Below are 16,994 nucleotides of genomic sequence, written 5' to 3'. Positions count from 1 at the left end.
CACCCCGCTGCCGGACGCCGCGGACGGCATTCCCCGGAATCTCCCAGACTGGCCTTGGAGAATCCACCTATGGCCCCTGACTCCCCGCACCCTGATACAACGACGGCGGCGGCCCCCGGTACCGCACGCCTTTTGGCGTCAAAGGTGCCCGAGGTGACGGCCATCTTTTGGATCACCAAGGTGCTCACCACCGGCATGGGCGAAACCACCAGCGACTACCTGGCGCACACCCTCGACCCGGCCGTTGCGGTGGGCCTTGGCGGGCTCGGCTTCGCGGCCGCCCTGGCCCTGCAGTTCGCCGTAAAGCGCTACATTCCGTGGGTATATTGGCTGGCCGTGGCCATGGTCAGCGTTTTTGGCACCATGGCGGCGGACGTGCTGCACGTGGGGCTGGGCATCCCCTACCTGGTATCCACCATCTTCTATGCCGTTGTGCTCGCCGCGGTGTTCATCGTCTGGCGGCGGGTGGAGGGCACCCTGTCGATCCACAGCATCAACACGCGTCGGCGCGAAGCGTTCTACTGGTTGACCGTACTGGCCACCTTTGCGCTGGGCACCGCCGCCGGCGACCTCACGGCCGTGACGTTCAACCTCGGCTACCTCGGCTCCGGCGTGCTGTTTGCCGTTGCCATTGCCGTCCCCGCCCTGGCGTATTGGAAGCTGGGGCTCAGGGCCATCCCGGCATTCTGGGCCGCGTACATCATCACCCGCCCGCTGGGCGCCTCCTTCGCCGACTGGATGGCCGTTTCGCACGCCCGCGGCGGCCTGGATTGGGGCACGGGTCCCGTCAGCATTGGCTGGGCGTTGGCCATCGCGGCGTTCGTGGCGGTCCTGGCCGTAAGGCAACGCAGGACGACGCCGGCGGCCGCCTAGGGGCGGTTTGCTCGCCTGATCGCGGCCTTTTGAGGCGCGGCGCTTCGGCGGGCTCGGCCTTCGGCGGGCGCGGCGCTTCGGCGGGCGCGGCCTTCGGTGGGCTTCACCTGCTGCCGTGCGGAACCAACTGCTCAAGGGTGTTCTCATAACGTTCCTGGAGGATGTTCGTGTGCAGCCACGTTTCGAGGTGCTTGACGCCCCGCAGTGCCCGGATGGCACGAACCACCTGGTTGTAGTCGCGCTGCGAGCCGACGGCAATGGTGGCAACCATGGCGTAGCGGCCGATGGTCCGGGCCACGAACTCGACGCCGTCGACGCCGGCAAGGTGCTCCACGACGGCGGCGGATTCATTGCCCGCCAATGACATCCCGCAGCCGAACACGATGGTCCCCGAGGTGTCGCTGCGGCTCTCGATGGCGCCCACCTGCATGATGTTGGCATCGAGCAGGCGCAGGACGCGACTTCGGCAGGTGCTCATGGAGGCGCCCACGGCCTCGCCGATTTCGGCAAAGCCGGTGCGGCCGTCACGCTGCAGGATCCGCATGATGTCGATGTCGGTCTGGTCGAGTGCCACGCGGTCCATGGCCGGCTCCTCCCCCAGGAACAGGCTGCGGATCACGCGCTCGTAGACCAGGACGTTGACTTCCTGCACAGTGGGCAGCCCGTTGACGTACGCGATGGTGTCGTAGAGTCCGCCCATCGCGGGCATGCGCACCTCCATGACAATCTGGTACGTGCCCGTGGTTTCGGAAATGTACACGGCCGAATCGAGGTCGTCCAGGCCAGCCAGGGCCTCCCCGGGATCGCCGGAAACCTTGATGGCAAGGTGGGCGAGCACCTCCAGTCCCAGCACGCGCGGGTGGATGGCGGCAATGACCCGCACCTTGCCGGAGTTCAGCAGCTCGTTCACATGGGCCGCCACAACGGTTCTGTTGCTCCCCACCGCCCTCGCCAAATCGCTGAAGGATGCTCGTCCGTCCAGCTGGAGCTGTTGCATGAGGGCTCTGTCCAATGGGTTCACCCTCCCTTTATATCAACAAGAACCGGCAGTCGGTGCAGATTATTAATATGTTCGCCAATTTTTAGTAAAAACGGGGACTTAAGCCCGTCATGATGACCATAACTTTAGGCAGAACGCTATTTGGCCGATAATTTGTTGACTTAATGTGAGTCGTGCCACACAATTGAGTCCACGCCCCGGCAGCCGCACTTCCCCAGAGCACTGCCCCACCGTTGAGGAGAACTACAATGACGAAATTCTTCAAGCTCGCCGCTGCTGCAGCCATCGGCACTTTGGCCCTTTCCGGCTGCTCCGGCGCCGGCACCGACAACGTTGGAGCCGGCAACAGCAAGACGCCCAAGGACCTGGTCAACGCCGGCCAGGTCACCATGTGCATCGACCCCGAATACCCGCCGCTGGAGTACTACGCGGACGGTTCCGGCGGCGACATCATCGGCTTCGACGCCGACGCCGGACGCGCCCTGGCCGATTACTGGGGCGTGAAGGTCAAGTACGAGGTCACGTCGTTCGACGGCCTCATGCCCGGCTTGCAAAGCGGCCGCTGCGACATGATCCTCGGCGGGCTGTACACGAGCGCGGCCCGGCTGCAGGTGGCCGACGCGGCCCCCATCATGAACGCCGGCCCCGCCGCACTGGCAGCGCCGGGCCTGGCCGGGGAGCTGAAGTCGAAGCTCGATTTGTGCGGTCGCAAGGTGGTGGCCCAGTCCGCCTCCAGCAATGCCGCAACCGTGGCGGCGATGGGCGACCAGTGCAAGGCCGCCGGCAAGCCCGCGCCGAGCCTTTCCGAATACCCCAAGACCTCCGACACCGTACTGGCGGTACTCAACGGCAAGGCCGACGTCCTGGTCGAAACCAACGTGGCCGCCGCCTACATGGTCACGCAGAACAAGGGAAAGCTGGCCCTGGCCGCCCAGGTCTTCGAGCCCGACACCACCTTCGGCGTTTTCAGCAAGAAGGGCGGGCCGCTGAGCCCCGAGATCGCCTCGGCCTTCAAGACCCTGCACACCGACGGGACGCTGGCAAAGATTGCCACGAAGTACAACCTGGCGCCGACGATCCTGGACGTCAAGTAGCACCATGGCCGCCGCAGACACCAGTGGGCCGGTACCCACGTTCCCCAGGAAAGTAACGAGCTAATGCTTTTTGATCCCAATATCTTCTTCGCCCAGCTGGTCAGCCCCGACTACATGAAGGGCGCCCTCCTGTCGGTGGGGGTGGCCGTCTTCTCCCTGATCCTGGCCACCGTGATCGGCTTCTTCATGGCCATCGCCCGCACCTCCGGCAAACAGTACCTGCAGGCCCCGGCCCACCTGTACGTGTGGTTCTTCCGGGCCATCCCGGCCCTGCTGGTGCTGCTGATCATGTGGAACGCGCTCCCGCAGCTCATCCCCGCCCTGCGCGCCGACTGGTTCTCGCCGTTCCTGGCCGCCTCGGTCGGCCTGGGGCTGGTGGAGGCCGCGTTCATGTCGGAAATCATCCGCTCCGCGCTCTTGAGCGTCGACGACGGCCAGGCCCTGGCCGGACGCGCCCTGGGGATGTCGCCCGTAAAGGTCATGGTCAAGGTGGTCCTGCCGCAGGCCATCCGGATCGCCCTGCCGCCCACCGGCAACGAGTTCATCGGCCTGGTCAAGTACTCCTCGCTGGCCTCGGTCATCTCGCTGCGGGAATTGCTCACGACGGCCCAGGTGGGCGTGAACATCACGTTCCGTTACGCCGAGTACTACGCGGCCGCCATCGTCTACTACCTGGTCATCGTCTCGGTCCTGTCGATCCTGCAGAGCCTGTTGGAGAAGAAGTTCGCCTGGACGTCCAAAACGGCCAAGACCAAGAAGAGCGACGACGTCGTCCTCGAAGCCAGCAAGGCAGGCATCTGATGAAGACCTCCATCGACACCACCCGGGAGCACGCCATGACCAGCCAAGCAGTCCTCCAAGTCAGGGACCTGCACAAGACCTACAACGGCAACGCCGTCCTGAAGGGTGTGCAATTCGAGGTCAACAAGGGCCAGGTGAAGGCCGTCCTGGGGCCGTCCGGCTCGGGCAAGTCCACCATGCTGCGCCTCATGGCCCTGCTGGAACCCGCCGATTCCGGCCAGATCCTGCTCAACGGAACCCGGATCGGCAGCCGGGACCACAGGGGAGGCACCCTGCACCTGCCCGAACGCCAGCTGGCCGTCCAACGCCAGGACGTGGGCATGGTGTTCCAGCGCTTCAACCTGTTCCCGCACCTGACGGCCGTCCGCAACGTGATGCTGGGCCTGACCAGCGTCAAGGGCGTTTCCCACCACGAGGCCCGCACCCACGCCATGGACATGCTGGCCAAGGTGGGGCTGGGCAACCGGGCCGAACACTACCCCTCCGAGCTCTCCGGCGGACAGCAGCAGCGCGTCGCGATTGCCCGGGCCCTGGTGCTGAACCCGTCCGTCATGCTCTTCGACGAACCCACCTCCGCCCTCGACCCCGAACTGGTCGGCGAAGTCCTGGAGGTCATGGAGAACCTGGCCGGGACCGGGATGACCATGATCGTGGTGACCCATGAGGTCCGCTTCGCCCGGCGCGTCGCCGACGAGGTCACCTTGTTCGACGGCGGCGTGATCGTCGAACAGGCCGATCCCGAGCAATTCTTTGAAAATCCGCAGCACGAACGAACCAGGAAATTCCTCAGCCATGTCCACTAACACCACCACCGCCCAGGCCACCCTGCGCGCAGCCTACACCGACATGGACGACGTCGACTTCACCGCCGGCGCCCAACTCCTGCGGGACGCCGGTTTCCAGGTCGACTACCTGGACACGACTGACCCCGGGCAGATCGTGGCCCGGGGCCGGGACGTCACCGCCTTGCTGGTGGGCTACGCCACCATCACGGCCGACATGATGGATGCGATGCCACAGCTGCGCATCATCGCCCTGCTGTCGATGGGCTTCAACAACATCGACGTCGAAGCCGCCCGGGACCGCGGCATCTGGGTCACCAACATCCCGGGCGCGGCCACCGAAGAGGTCGCCACCCACGCCCTGACCCTGACCCTCGCGCTCACCCGGGTACTCCCGTTTTACGGCGCCAGCGTCCGGGCCGGGACCTGGAACGACCGCGACACGATCGTACCCCGCCGGCTCAGCCAGGCCACCCTCGGCATCCTGGGCCTGGGCCGGATCGGCACCCGCTTCGCCGAGATGGCGTCAAAGGTCTTTGGCGAAATCATCGGTTACGACCCCGTCCTGCCCGACACCCCGGAAACCCGGGAACGGCTGGCCGCCGCCGGGATCCGCCGCACCACCCTTGAAGAGGTGCGGGAGCACGCCAGCGTGCTGTCCCTGCACATGCCGTTGACGGCCGACACCGAGAACATGATCAACGCCGGCTTCCTCGCCGGGATGCCGCAGGGCTCCCACCTGGTCAACGTCAGCCGCGGCGCCCTCGTCGACCCGGCCGCACTCAGGGCCGCCGTCGACTCCGGCCACCTGGCCGGCGCCGGCCTCGACGTCCTGGACCAGGAACCACCCGCCGCGGACCATCCCTTGCTGGGCCATCCCCGCATCCTCGTGACACCGCACATCGCCTACTTGTCGGACTTCACCGAGGCCGAATACGTCCGCCAGCAAGCCCAAAACGTCGCAAGCTGGCACCAGGCCGGACGGCCCGATGCGCCCGTCGTAGAACTCCGCTAGCCCGTTCCACACCACCCGAGATCCCACCGGAGACCACTTTGCGTACCCTCACCAGTTTTGACAGCCGCCCGTTCGGCCACCGCCCCACCATCGTGACCGCGGAAACCATCCGCACCATGGATCCGGAGAACCCCACGGCCGAGGCCTTCCTCATGGTGGGCCCGGAAATTGCCGCCGTCGGCACCCTGGCCCGCTGCCGCGCAGTGGCCGCCGAAATCAGCCGGCAGGAGCCGGACATCCGCGACTTCGGCGACGTGACGATCGTCCCCGGCTTCATCGACGCGCACGCCCACCCGCTCATGCTCGGCCAGATGATGAGCTGGGTGGACTGCGGCCCGGCCAAGGCCCGGAGCATCCCGGAGATCGTGGCCCTGCTCAAGGAAGCGGCGGCCGGCATTCCGAACGGCCTGCCGGTTCGCGGCTACGGCTACGAACACCGCAACCTCCTCGAGGAACGCCACCCCACCCGCTTCGAATTGGATGAGGTGGCCACAGACCGCGAGGTCTACCTGATGAACGCCTCCGGACACGGCGGCGTGGTCAACTCCTTCACGTTCGAACTGCACGGCGTGGGCCGCGAAACACCCAACCCGCAGGGCGGCGAATTCTTCCGCGACGCCAACGGCGAGCTCACCGGCGAACTCTCCGACGCGGCCTGCAACATCCTGACCGGCCTGGAAGGGGTGAAGATCGGCCACCACGGCCCCAACTTCCACCTGGCCGACGAGCCCGAGGAACATCTGCGCCAGCTCGGCGTCGCCCAGGAGAACTTCCTGGCCGGCGGCGTGACCAGCATTGGTGACTGCCAGGTGTCCCGCCGCGAGTTCGACATGTACCTCAAGCTCGCGGACGCGAACCAGCTCAAGGTCAGGGTGGGCATGTACCTGCTCTCCCACCTGCTCGACGACGCCCTCGACATGGGGTTGCACGGCCAGTTCGGCAACTCCCGGCTGAGCTTCGCCGGCATCAAGTTCTACGCCGACGGCACCCTGGGCGGCTGGACCGCCTACTTCCCCGACGGCTATGTGGGCGACCCCTGCCGCACGGGCCAGCTCTACCACGAGCCGGCCGCGTACAAGGAGTTGATCCGCAAGGCGCACGCCGTAGGGCTCCAGACCGCCACCCACGCCCAGTCCCCGACCGCGCTGGAAATGGTCATCGACGCCATTGAATCGGCACTGGCCGAGCGGCCCGACGCCGACGCCCGGCACCGCATTGAACACTGCGGCCTGCCCACGTCCGCGCAGATCCAACGGATGGCGAGCGCCGGGATCTACCCGGTCAACCAGCCGCAGCACTACTACAACTGGGGCGAGGGCGTGCAGCAGGCCATCGGCACCCCGGGCGAGCGGTTCAACCCGCTCGGCGAATTCATCGAGGCCGGAGTCCCGGTGACCATCAGCTCGGATGCCCCCGTGGCCGATCCGCGCCCACTCGAGGCCATCCAGGCGGCCGTGACCCGGGTGACCCGCAACGGGCACAAGCTGGGCCCGGACAATCTGCGCATCACGGCCGCACAGGCCCTGGCCGGCCACACCATCAACGCGGCCAAGACACTGGGGCGCGAGGCCGACCTTGGCTCGCTGGCCGCCGGCAAGCGCGCCGATTTCGCCATCCTCAGCCACGACCCCCTCACGCACGCCCCGGAACACCTCGCCGGGATCACGGTCCTGGAAACCTGGGTGGACGGCAGCTGCCAATACACTGCGGACCCAACTGTTTCCGGCCTCATGCCCGTCCTCGACCACGCCACTTCCTGACAGGAGCTCCCCGTGCAAACCACCACAGAGCAGACCAATCCAAGCGACGTCGTCCCCAGCGGCGAGACGATCGTGAACAACGCCGGCTACGCCATCCTGAAGACCCTGCGCAACTATGGCGTTGACGCGATCTTCGGCATCCCGGGCACCCACAACCTGGAGTTCTACCGCCACCTGGCACCCCTGGGCATCCGCCCGGTCACCACCCGGCACGAACAAGGTGCCGGGTACGGCGCCGACGGCTGGGCACAGCAGACCGGCCTGCCCGGCGTGGTCATCACCACCTCCGGCCCCGGACTGCTCAACGCGCTTTCCGCTGCGGGCACCGCGTACTGCGAGTCCCGGCCGCTGATCATCCTCTCCCCCGGCGTCCCCGAGGGCGAGGAGTTTGCCGACATCGGGTCCCTGCACGAAACTAAGGATTCGACGGCGGCCGCCGGGGCCATCGTGGAATGGAGCCGGCGCGTCCACTCGGCCACGGAAGCCGTGGCCGCCATCCATGACGCCTTTGTCCTGTTCCGCTACGGCCGTCCCCGCCCGATCCACATCGAGGTGCCGCTGAACATCCTCGAAAGTCTCTCGGACTGCCCGGAGGAACTCCTTGAGGCCGAGCCGCTTCGCCCCGGCAAGGGCGCCGGCACCGCAGAGGTACAGGCGGCTGCGAACCTGCTGCGTGGCGCCGTTCGCCCCGTGATCCTGGCCGGCGGCGGCTCGCTGCGGGCCCGCACCGACTTGGCCAGCCTGGCCGAGGCGCTCCAGGCACCCGTGGTCACCACGCTCAACGGCAAGGGCGCCCTGCCCGAATCCCACCCGCTGTCGCTGGGTTCGGACATCCGCCTGCCCGCCGCCCAAGAGCTTTGCGACGGCGCCGACGTGCTGCTCGTGGTCGGTTCCAAGGTGGGCGAGTCCGAGATGTGGGGCGGCAAGCTTGCACCCCGGGGCAAAGTCATCCGGCTGGACATCCTGCCGTCCCAGGCGGACAAGAACCTGGCCTCGGACGTCGCGCTCATCGGTGACGCCGCCGTCGTCGTCCCCCAACTCGTCGCGGAACTTGGTACGCAAACGCGGCCCCGGGCGGAGGTCGCCGCGCTCCGGGAAACCCTGCGCAACCAGGCCCGGGCGCTTTCCCCCGAGCTGAGCCGGATCGCCGAGGAAGCCGCCTCCGTGCTGCCCGCCAACACCATCGTGGGTGGCGACTCCTCGCAGATCACCTACCTGGGCACGGCGTCGTTCATCCCGCAGGAACTCCCGCACTCGTTCCTCTACACCCCCGCCTACGCGACGCTCGGCTACGGCCTGCCCGCCTCGATCGGGGCCAAGATCGCCGCCCCGGAACGCCCCGTGGTCTGCATCCTCGGCGACGGCGCGCTCATGTTCGCCGTGCAGGAAATGATGACCGCCGTGGAACAGCGGATCGACCTGGTGGTGGTGTGCGTGGACAACGGCGGCTACGCGGAAATCCGCGCCAATGAAACCGACCGCGGCATCACCCCCGTGGGCGTGGACCTGGTCCAGCCCGACTGGGCCGCCCTGGCCACCGCGTTCGGCGGAACGGGCCGGAAGGTTGCGAGCGCCACGGACTTCGCCCCGATGCTGGCACAGGCCATCGACGCCCGCGGGCTGCAGCTCCTCCACGTCCCGGTCGAGCTGTTCGCAGCCGCCACCACCGAGAACTAGGACGCCGCCATGACGATGTCCGCCACGGAACACGACGAGAAGACCGCCACGGCAGGGCTGTCCAAGGCTGGGCTGGGCGCGGCCGCCAAGGCCACCGCGCAGCAGTGGATCGAAGACAATATGGGCCGGCTGTCGCTGTGGCACCGGCACATTTGGGAGCTCGCCGAACCGGCCTGGCGCGAATACAAATCCGCCCAATGGTACGTGGAGCTGCTGCGCGCCGAGGGCTTCACGGTGGAGGCCGGCAGTGGCGACATGCCCACCGCCTTCAGCGCCGAATGGTCGCAGGGATCCGGCGGTCCGGTCCTGCTGACGTATGCCGAATACGACGCCGTACCCGGCAACTGCCAGTCGGCCGGCACCGAGGCGGCGCCCCGCGAGGGCTTGAGCCCCTACGCGCCCGGCCACACGGATCCGCACTCCGCGCTGGGCATCTCCACGCTGGCCGGGCTGCTCGGCGCCAAGCACGCCATGACGGTGCACGGCATCGACGGGACGCTCAAATACACGGGCGAGCCGGCCGAAAAAGTGCAGGGCTCCAAGGTGGTCCACGGCCTGCGCGGCTACTACGACGGCGTCGACGCGATCGTGAGCTTCCACCCGTTCTACATGCTGCCGCTGTGCAACACGGCCCGCTGGGACACCCAATGCGGCAGCTACTACAGCAAGGTCTACACGTTCGTCTGCGACGAACCGGAGACCTGGCAGTTGAACGCGAACCCGAACTCGCCCATCCCGGCGTCACACTCCGCGGCCCGGGCCCCGGGGGCGAACGTGGCTCTCATGGCCATGTACACGAACTCGCGCATCATGCAGGACGCCATGCTGCCCAGCTTTGGCGGCTGGAGCCTCTCCGATGCCATCTTCACCCAGGGCCAGGCCACGGCGGACAACCTGCCGGCCCGGATCGCGCAAATCCAGTATTCGTGGCGCTGCCCCACCCTGGAAATGGCAGAGCACGTGCTCACCGTGCTGGACCGCAACGCCGAACACGCCGCCGCCATGGCGCACTGTTCGCTGGAGACCACGTGGGTGGCCCGCAACCGACCGGGACGCACCAACCACGTGCTCGCCCAGGCCCTGTACGACAACCTCGAATCCGTGGGGGCGCCGCAGTACGGGCCCGCAGCGATTGCGGCCGCACAGGACATCCAACGCACCCTCGGCCTGGATCCGATGGAGAAGCCGTTCCTGGACGAGTGCGAACGGCTCATCAGCCCGCAGGATGCCGAGGCCGCCCTGCGCGAACACCTGGCCCCGTGGCAAAAGAACTGGACCAGCGACGACTACGTGGAAATGACCCACTACGCGCCCACCGTCCGTTTCTACGTCTCCCGGCCGGCCCTGAAACCGGCCCCCGGACAGGGCGCCTACCCCGGCTGGGTCATGAACGCCCTGGGTGGGATCGCGGAAACCATCGACCCCACCATCGAGGTGGCCGGCAAGACGATCGCCGGGACGTTCACGGACCTGCTCACGAGCCCGGACGTCCTGGCCGCCGCGAAGTCCGAGTTCGACGAACGCGTACGGGCGGATCCCATGCAAGCACTGTTGCCGGCGGACTTCATGCCGCCCACCGAGTTCGCCTGGCCGGACTATTCCGCCGCTCCCGACGGCGGGCGGGTCTGGTATCCGAAGGCCGCCCGGCCCTAGGATCAAGGTATGGTGCGGAACGGCGTCGTCCTCCCAGGTTTTGCTGGTGGACGGCGCCGTTTCGCGGCGCCCTGCCACCCCACCCCGAACGTCCCCGCCCCATCGAAGGAAAGGCCCCGGTCGTGACCACCACCGCCAGCAACCCCACCCCCTCCTCACCCGCCTACCGCGTGGTGAACCCGGCCACCGGCGTCGTCGTCGAGGAATTCGCCACGGCCACCGACGCCGAGGTGGAGCAGGCCATCACGGCCGCCGACACCGCCTTCCAGACGTGGCGTAAGGTGCCGATCAGTGAACGCGCCATCATTGTCTCCCGCATTGGCGAGCTGTTCAGCGAGCGCAAGGACCAGCTGGCCGCCATCATCACCGAGGAGATGGGCAAGCGCCTGGCCGAATCGGTGGGCGAGGCGGAGTTCTGCACCGAGATCTTCGAGTACTTCGCCACTGAAGGGCCCGGATTGGCCGCCGCCCAACCCATCAAGGCATTTGGCGGCGCCAGCGCCGTCATCGAGAAACTTCCCGTGGGTCCGCTGCTGGGCATCATGCCCTGGAACTACCCGTACTACCAGGTGGCCCGCTTCGCCGCCCCGAACCTCATGCTCGGCAACACCATCATCCTCAAGCATGCCGAAAATTGCCCCCGCTCGGCGCTGGCCATCCAGCAGCTCATGCTCGACGCCGGCCTGCCGGCGGGTGCCTACGTGAACGTGTTCGCCAGCCACGCCCAGATCGAGACGATCATCGCCGATCCCCGCATCCAGGGTGTCTCGCTGACCGGTTCCGAGCGTGCCGGTGCCGCCGTCGCCCAGATCGCCGGGAAGAACCTGAAGAAGGTGGTCCTGGAACTGGGCGGCTCGGATCCGTACATCGTCCTGGACAGCGCCGACGTCAAGGCTTCCGCGCGTGACGCCTTTGAAACGCGCATGGGCAACGCCGGGCAGGCCTGCAATTCCAACAAGCGCATGATCGTCATGGACGACATCTACGACGACTTCGTTGCCGAGCTGACGGCGCAGGCCTCCCGGATCACCCCGGGCGACCCTGCCGGCGAGGAACCCGACACCTTTGTGCCGTTGTCCTCGGCCGCCGCCGCCACCGGCCTGCTCGCCCAGATCGACGACGCCGTGGCCAAGGGCGCCGTGCTGCACGCCGGCGGCAAGCGTGTGGACGGCCCCGGCTCCTACGTGGAACCGGCCGTGCTGACGGGCATCACGAAAGAGATGCGCGCCTACCGCGAGGAGCTTTTCGGCCCGGCCGTGGTGGTCTACAAGGTTTCCAGCGACGAGGAGGCCGTGGCGCTGGCCAACGACTCCGACTACGGGCTCGGCGCCGCCGTGTTCAGCACGGATGAGGAGCGTGCCAAGGCCGTGGCCCGCCAGGTCCAGTCGGGCATGGCAGCCGTCAACGCCGCTGAGGGCGAAGGCGCCGGCATGCCGTTTGGCGGGGTCAAGCGCTCGGGCTACGGCCGCGAGCTTGGCCCGCTGGGCATGGACGAATTCGTCAACAAGCGGCTCGTCTACGTCGCAGGGTAGTTGCGCAGCCTTGCACGCCGCCGGGCCTACAGCCGGGCGGCGTGCGCGGCCGCAACGTCCAAGAGTTGCGGCACGCCGCTTTCAAGGACCTCGCCAAAGCGGGCATCACCGCCGCGTTCGCCCTTTTGCCAGCGGCCGTAGATCGCCTCGCTGAAGATCGCCGCCTTCCACAACGCCAGCGCCTGGTACCAGGGCAGCGCCGACAAATCGAGGCCGACGCGTTCGTTGTAGCGAGCCGTCAATTCTGCCCGCGTCAGGAATCCCGGCAGCGCCGTGACCGGTGTCAGGTCCATGAAGCTTGCGGGCGTGCCGGCCTCCGTCCAGGTGGCGGTCAGGTAGCCGAGATCGGCCAGCGGGTCCCCCAGCGTTGCCATCTCCCAGTCCAGGACCGCCTGGACGTGCGCCGGGCCGGACGCCTTGAACATGAGGTTCCCTGCCCGGAAGTCGCCGTGGATCAACGCGGTCCGTTGCGTGTCCGGCCGGTTTGCCGCCAGCCACGCGGCGAGCCGCGCCACGGCCGGCAGCTCCCGGGTGGCCACCATTTCCCACAGCCCCGCAAAGCGACGGAGCTGGCGTTCCAGGTAGCCGTCGGGGCGGCCGATCGCGGCGATCTCGCCGTGGCTCGTGTCCACCGAGTGCAGCCGCACCAGCGTGTCGACCACCGCCTCGCTGACGGCCCGGCGCTGCGCTGGGGTGTCCAGATGGGCCGGGATGGCGTCCGTCAGCACCTCGCCGTCGAGATGGTGCATGACATAGAACGGCACGCCCAGTACATGGGGATCGGCACAGACGGCCAGGATGCGCGGCACGGGGACGCCCAAGGTCGCCAGCACCGCCTGGATGTGCGCCTCCCGCACCATGTCATGCGTGGAAGGCGGCAGGGGCGGCCGCGGCCCCCGGCGAAGCACGACGTCGGCGCCGTGGCGTTTGATCCGAAACGTCACGTTGGACTGCCCCGCACCAATGCGGGACACGTGCAGCGGGCCGGCGCCGATGCCGGAGGCGTCCAGGAATTCCGCCACCCGGTCCACCACCAGCAGGGGCGGGAGGGGCATGCCTTGGGCCTCGGCGGAGGTCTGCGCAACGTCGCGGGCGGTGGTCACGGAAGTTCGTCCTCATGGGTGCGGGCCGCTCCCCGGAACGGTTCGCCGCCGGCCACGGCGCGGCTGCGGTCCGCGGCGGCCCGGCGGGCGATGGCCCATTTGTGGGTCTCCGTGGCGCCGTCGTAGATCCGGAAGGGGCGCACCTCGTTCAGGTATTGGGCCAGCGGCAGTCCGTCGGAGACGCCGTCGCCGCCGCACAGCTGCAGCGATCTGTCGATGACCCGGTAGACGGCCTCGGAGCAGTGGACCTTGGCCACCGAGGACAGCGCCGATCCCGCCCTGGGGTCCGTGCCGAGGAGCGCCGCGCACTTGGCGATGATGGCGTCCGAGGTCTCGATGTCGATGACCGATTGGGCGATCATGTCCTGTGCGATGCCCAGCTCCGCAATGTGCCGGCCAAAGATTTCGCGGCTGTTGGCGCGGTCGAGGGCAATGTCGTGCGCGCGGCGGGCCAGGCCCAGCCAGCGCATGCAATGGGTCAGGCGGGCGGGGCCAAGGCGGACCTGGGCGTACTTGAACCCGAGCCCCACCTCGCCCAGGACAGCGCTTTCGGGCACGTGGACGCCGTCGAAGTGTACATGCGGGTGGCCGCCGGGCAGGTACCTGTCCATGGTGTGGATGGGGGCGCCGAGCCGGACGCCGGGGGTGTCCATGGGCACCAGGAACATGGTGGCGCCCGCTTTCGCGGCGCCGTCGTCGGGCGTGCGGGCCATGACGATCGCGAACGCGGCGAACGAGGCGCCGCTCGTGAAGCGCTTGTGACCGGTAATGATCCAGCCCCTGGGGCCGCGGACGGCAGTGGTGGCGAGTGCCTCGGGGTCGGAACCGGCTCCCGGGTGTGGCTCGGACATGGCAAAACAGGAGCTGATGTCCCCGGCGGCCAGGGGTGCCAGGTAGTGTCGCTGCTGCGCGGGCGTGCCGATCAGATGCAGCATGTGCATATTGCCCTCGTCCGGGGCCATGCAGTTCAGGGCGGCCGGGCCGATGGGCGAATACCCCGCCTCCTGGAAGACCGGCGACCAGTGCTCCACCGGCAGCCCCTGCCCGCCGAATTGCCGGGGCACGTGCGGGGCGTAGACACCTGCCTCCTTGGCGGCCGCCCCCAGTTCACGCCGGACGGCCAGGTTCAGCGCCTGGCCCGGGCGCGGTTCCGCGGGAATCACGGTGCCGCGGATGAAGTCGCGGGTGCGCAGGCGCAGCTCCTCAGCCTCCGCCGGGCCCATGCCCTCCCGGTGCGCAGTTGTCGTCACGGCTCCTCCTTGCGGTTGGTGTGCGGGTGGCTCAGCCGAGCCCACCGGCGTTGCCCAGGCCGCCGTCGAGCGTGAGCACCTGGCCGGTGATCCAGCCGGCGTCGGCGGAGGCCAGGAACGCCGCGGCGGCGGCGACGTCCTCGGGCGTGCCCAGACGCTTGAGGGGGTAGGCGGCGGCCACCTGGTCTTCGCGCCCCTCATACAGGGCCCGGGCAAACCGGGTCTTCACGACGGCCGGCGCCACGGCGTTCACGCGGATTTCCGGGGCCAGTTCGACGGCGAGGGTGCGGCTGAGGTGTGAGACGGCGGCCTTGCTGATGCCATACAAACCAAGGCCCGGCGCCGGGACGTCGCCGCTGACGGAGGACACGTTGACCACGTTTCCGCGCCGCTCCCGGAATCCGAGCCCGGGATGCGCCAGCACGTCCTGGGTCCAGGCGAGCGTGGCGAGGACGTTGACCTCAAGGATTTTGCGGGCCGCGGCAAGATCGGCTGTTTCAAGGGGCCCGAACACGGGGTTGATGCCGGCGTTGTTGACCAGGATGTCCAGCCCGCCCCACGTCCGGGCGACTTCCTCCAGCACCTCTGCGCGATGGGCGGGGTCATCCGCGTGGCCGGCCACGGTGATGACCGACCCTTCCGGGAACGATTTTCCCGCCGCAAGGAGTTGCTCCGCGCCGCGGGCAGTGATGGCCGTCCGGGCGCCTTCGGCCACCAGCCGTTGCGCGATGGCCAGGCCGATCCCCCTGCTTGCGCCCGTGACCAGGGCGATCCTGCCCTGCAACCGTTGGCATTGCTGGTCCATGGGGCCCTTTCCACGTTCCGCGCAGCAGCCCGCGCACCAGCCGCCTACCGGTTGGTAACTGCCAGCATGCTGGGGAATGCCGCCAAGGTCAAGGGATCGGGGCGCTCAGCCCTTCTCGCGCAGGGCGTTGCGTTGGGCGACACCGGCCACGGCGGAGACGTGCAGTTGTTCGGGCGTCCGCCCGTCGCGGTTCAGGGGCGGGCTCAGTTCCTCCCGCATGGACTCTTCCAGCCCGGCAACGAGCTCCAGCTTCGGCACCACGCAGAACGACATGCCAAGGTTGGCCACCATCCAGGCGCTGAGGATCTCCTCGTCAGGGTCGGTGAGGCGCGGATGGGCGGATTTGCCGTGCCACTGGGCCTGCAGGCCCAGGAGCGCTGCGAGGGAACGGCGGAAGGTGGACTTTGAGGTTTGGACCGCGTGGTGCCGGGCCCGGCTCCGCAGGTTCGTCGCCTTCCCCACATAGATCAGGTCCCCACGCTTGAGGGGCTTCAGTTCCGCGGGCCAATCCATGTCCTTGGGCATCGCGCCGGTCAGGTACCACTTGTGAAGGCCGGGGGCGAAGGGGTGGCCGCCCATGCGACATCGGCGGGCGCCGTAGCGCTCCATTTGAGATCATCCATGCGTTGACCTTACGACACATGGCGTCGGCCGCCCTTTTCCAGTGTCGGCCATCTCCTTGCCTCCCCGGGCAGGTACCCGTTGCGGCACGGGCCGGACGCCGGACGCCGATGCCGGGGAGGGCCGGAAGCCGGCCCTCCCCGGCAGGACTCGTCCATGCCCGTGCGGCGGAGGCTACTTGACGAATGCTGCTTCCTCGGCGGTTGCGAGGGCAACCGCCTTGGCGCCAAAGAGCTTGTGGTAGCTCAGTCCGGCAATCGCGGCACCCACGAGGGGAGCAACGATGAACAGCCAGACCTGGCCAAGGGCCTCGGGGCCCGCGAACCAGGCAACACCGATGGAACGGGCCGGGTTGACGGAGGTGTTGGTGATCGGGATCGAGACCAGGTGGATCAGGGTCAGGGTCAAACCGATGGCCAGGCCGGCAAAGCCCTTGGGTGCGCGCTTGTCGGTTGCGCCCAGGATTACGTAGAGGAAGATCGCGGTCAGGATGATTTCGGCCAACAGGGCCGAGACCATGTTGTAGCCGTTCGGGGATCGGTCACCGTAACCGTTGGAGGCGAAGCCGGACGTGACGGCGTTGAAACCGTCCTTGCCGCTGGCGATGGCGAAGAGGGCCAACCCGGCGACGGAGGCGGCGACGATCTGGGTGACCATGTAGGCCGGGACGGCTTTCCATTCGATGCGGCCGGCAATCGCGGCGCCGAACGTTACGGCCGGGTTGAAGTGACCGCCCGAGATGTGGCCCACGGCGTAGACCATGACCAGCACGGTGAGTCCGAAGGCCAGGGCGACGCCGAGGAAGCCGATGCCCATATTTACGGTGTTGTCGGACAGGACCTTGGCGGAGAATATTGCGCTTCCGCAGCCCCCAAAGACCAGTACGGCGGTACCCAGGAACTCGGCAGTCAAGCGGGCTGAAATCGTTCTATCCATGTGAAAAATCTTCTCTCTGGAAGGGCGTGTTCGTGATTCAAGGACACGACGAGCAAAGAGAGTTTCAATTTCCGTGACAACCCCCATGCTGT

15 protein-coding genes are annotated in these 16,994 nt (G+C 67.8%); 9 read left to right on the top strand and 6 right to left on the bottom strand.

What is annotated here, in order from left to right:
* Positions 1 to 69 precede the first annotated feature (69 nt).
* Positions 70 to 873 (top strand): COG4705 family protein, encoded by an 804-nt coding sequence (locus AL755_RS01930; protein ID WP_054009475.1) that lies wholly within the window; start codon positions 70 to 72, stop codon positions 871 to 873.
* Positions 874 to 976: 103 nt separating this feature from the next.
* On the opposite strand, the gene AL755_RS01925 is transcribed toward AL755_RS01930, so the two are convergent.
* Complete coding sequence (locus tag AL755_RS01925; RefSeq protein ID WP_054009474.1) at positions 977 to 1,870, bottom strand: Lrp/AsnC family transcriptional regulator; 894 nt, start codon at positions 1,868 to 1,870, stop codon at positions 977 to 979.
* 251 nt (positions 1,871 to 2,121) lie between these two features.
* On the opposite strand from AL755_RS01925, the gene AL755_RS01920 reads away from it, so the two are divergent.
* The 8 genes from AL755_RS01920 to AL755_RS01885 all read left to right on the top strand — a co-directional run bounded on the left by AL755_RS01920 (position 2,122) and on the right by AL755_RS01885 (position 12,187).
* Positions 2,122 to 2,967 carry a transporter substrate-binding domain-containing protein gene (locus tag AL755_RS01920; RefSeq protein WP_054009473.1) on the top strand — a complete coding sequence of 282 codons (846 nt, stop codon included), beginning with the start codon at positions 2,122 to 2,124 and terminating at the stop codon, positions 2,965 to 2,967.
* A gap of 63 nt (positions 2,968 to 3,030) precedes the next feature.
* Positions 3,031 to 3,768: an amino acid ABC transporter permease gene (locus tag AL755_RS01915; RefSeq protein ID WP_054009472.1), complete on the top strand. Its 738-nt coding sequence runs from the start codon at positions 3,031 to 3,033 to the stop codon at positions 3,766 to 3,768.
* Positions 3,768 to 4,571 carry an amino acid ABC transporter ATP-binding protein gene (locus tag AL755_RS01910; protein WP_445290185.1) on the top strand — a complete coding sequence of 268 codons (804 nt, stop codon included), beginning with the start codon at positions 3,768 to 3,770 and terminating at the stop codon, positions 4,569 to 4,571. The genes AL755_RS01915 and AL755_RS01910 overlap by 1 nt, the downstream gene beginning before the upstream one ends.
* A complete protein-coding gene (locus AL755_RS01905) occupies positions 4,561 to 5,565 on the top strand; it encodes a C-terminal binding protein (protein WP_054009471.1) in 1,005 nt (334 codons plus the stop codon). Before AL755_RS01910 ends, AL755_RS01905 begins: the two co-directional genes overlap by 11 nt.
* 38 nt (positions 5,566 to 5,603) lie before the next feature.
* Entirely contained in the window at positions 5,604 to 7,325 is a 1,722-nt protein-coding gene (locus AL755_RS01900; protein ID WP_054009470.1) for an amidohydrolase, read from the top strand.
* A 12-nt stretch (positions 7,326 to 7,337) separates the two neighbouring features.
* Positions 7,338 to 9,002: a thiamine pyrophosphate-binding protein gene (locus tag AL755_RS01895; protein WP_082368806.1), complete on the top strand. Its 1,665-nt coding sequence runs from the start codon at positions 7,338 to 7,340 to the stop codon at positions 9,000 to 9,002.
* 15 nt (positions 9,003 to 9,017) lie between these two features.
* Entirely contained in the window at positions 9,018 to 10,655 is a 1,638-nt protein-coding gene (locus AL755_RS01890; protein ID WP_237762455.1) for an amidohydrolase, read from the top strand.
* 122 nt (positions 10,656 to 10,777) lie between these two features.
* Positions 10,778 to 12,187 carry an NAD-dependent succinate-semialdehyde dehydrogenase gene (locus tag AL755_RS01885; protein WP_054009469.1) on the top strand — a complete coding sequence of 470 codons (1,410 nt, stop codon included), beginning with the start codon at positions 10,778 to 10,780 and terminating at the stop codon, positions 12,185 to 12,187.
* 26 nt (positions 12,188 to 12,213) lie between these two features.
* Here the strand turns inward: AL755_RS01885 and AL755_RS01880 are convergent, their stop codons facing one another.
* The 5 genes from AL755_RS01880 to aqpZ form a co-directional block, all read right to left on the bottom strand.
* Complete coding sequence (locus tag AL755_RS01880) at positions 12,214 to 13,290, bottom strand: phosphotransferase family protein (protein WP_237762409.1); 1,077 nt, start codon at positions 13,288 to 13,290, stop codon at positions 12,214 to 12,216.
* Complete coding sequence (locus AL755_RS01875; RefSeq protein WP_337589534.1) at positions 13,287 to 14,540, bottom strand: acyl-CoA dehydrogenase family protein; 1,254 nt, start codon at positions 14,538 to 14,540, stop codon at positions 13,287 to 13,289. The genes AL755_RS01880 and AL755_RS01875 overlap by 4 nt, the downstream gene beginning before the upstream one ends.
* Positions 14,541 to 14,571: 31 nt before the next feature.
* Complete coding sequence (locus AL755_RS01870; protein WP_054009467.1) at positions 14,572 to 15,345, bottom strand: SDR family oxidoreductase; 774 nt, start codon at positions 15,343 to 15,345, stop codon at positions 14,572 to 14,574.
* Between the two features lie 105 nt (positions 15,346 to 15,450).
* Positions 15,451 to 15,924 (bottom strand): GIY-YIG nuclease family protein, encoded by a 474-nt coding sequence (locus AL755_RS01865; RefSeq protein ID WP_054009466.1) that lies wholly within the window; start codon positions 15,922 to 15,924, stop codon positions 15,451 to 15,453.
* Positions 15,925 to 16,140: 216 nt separating this feature from the next.
* Positions 16,141 to 16,902: an aquaporin Z gene (gene aqpZ, locus AL755_RS01860; RefSeq protein ID WP_054009465.1), complete on the bottom strand. Its 762-nt coding sequence runs from the start codon at positions 16,900 to 16,902 to the stop codon at positions 16,141 to 16,143.
* Positions 16,903 to 16,994 lie beyond the last annotated feature (92 nt).

Origin of the sequence: Arthrobacter sp. ERGS1:01 (assembly GCF_001281315.1) — a bacterium.
GTDB lineage: Bacteria > Actinomycetota > Actinomycetes > Actinomycetales > Micrococcaceae > Specibacter.
Note: the sequence above shows the minus strand (reverse complement) of the source record. Positions and strands in the feature narration are given on the sequence as shown.

Excerpts from the sequence above, each read along its gene's own strand:
- AL755_RS01920 (WP_054009473.1), top strand. The coding sequence starts at position 2,122 with ATGACGAAATTCTTCAAGCTCGCCGCTGCTGCAGCCATCGGCACTTTG.
- AL755_RS01890 (WP_237762455.1), top strand. The coding sequence starts at position 9,018 with ATGTCCGCCACGGAACACGACGAGAAGACCGCCACGGCAGGGCTGTCC.
- AL755_RS01905 (WP_054009471.1), top strand. The coding sequence starts at position 4,561 with ATGTCCACTAACACCACCACCGCCCAGGCCACCCTGCGCGCAGCCTAC.
- AL755_RS01910 (WP_445290185.1), top strand. The coding sequence starts at position 3,768 with ATGAAGACCTCCATCGACACCACCCGGGAGCACGCCATGACCAGCCAA.
- AL755_RS01930 (WP_054009475.1), top strand. The coding sequence starts at position 70 with ATGGCCCCTGACTCCCCGCACCCTGATACAACGACGGCGGCGGCCCCC.
- AL755_RS01915 (WP_054009472.1), top strand. The coding sequence starts at position 3,031 with ATGCTTTTTGATCCCAATATCTTCTTCGCCCAGCTGGTCAGCCCCGAC.
- AL755_RS01925 (WP_054009474.1), bottom strand. The coding sequence starts at position 1,870 with ATGCAACAGCTCCAGCTGGACGGACGAGCATCCTTCAGCGATTTGGCG.
- AL755_RS01865 (WP_054009466.1), bottom strand. The coding sequence starts at position 15,924 with ATGGGCGGCCACCCCTTCGCCCCCGGCCTTCACAAGTGGTACCTGACC.
- AL755_RS01870 (WP_054009467.1), bottom strand. The coding sequence starts at position 15,345 with ATGGACCAGCAATGCCAACGGTTGCAGGGCAGGATCGCCCTGGTCACG.
- aqpZ (WP_054009465.1), bottom strand. The coding sequence starts at position 16,902 with ATGGATAGAACGATTTCAGCCCGCTTGACTGCCGAGTTCCTGGGTACC.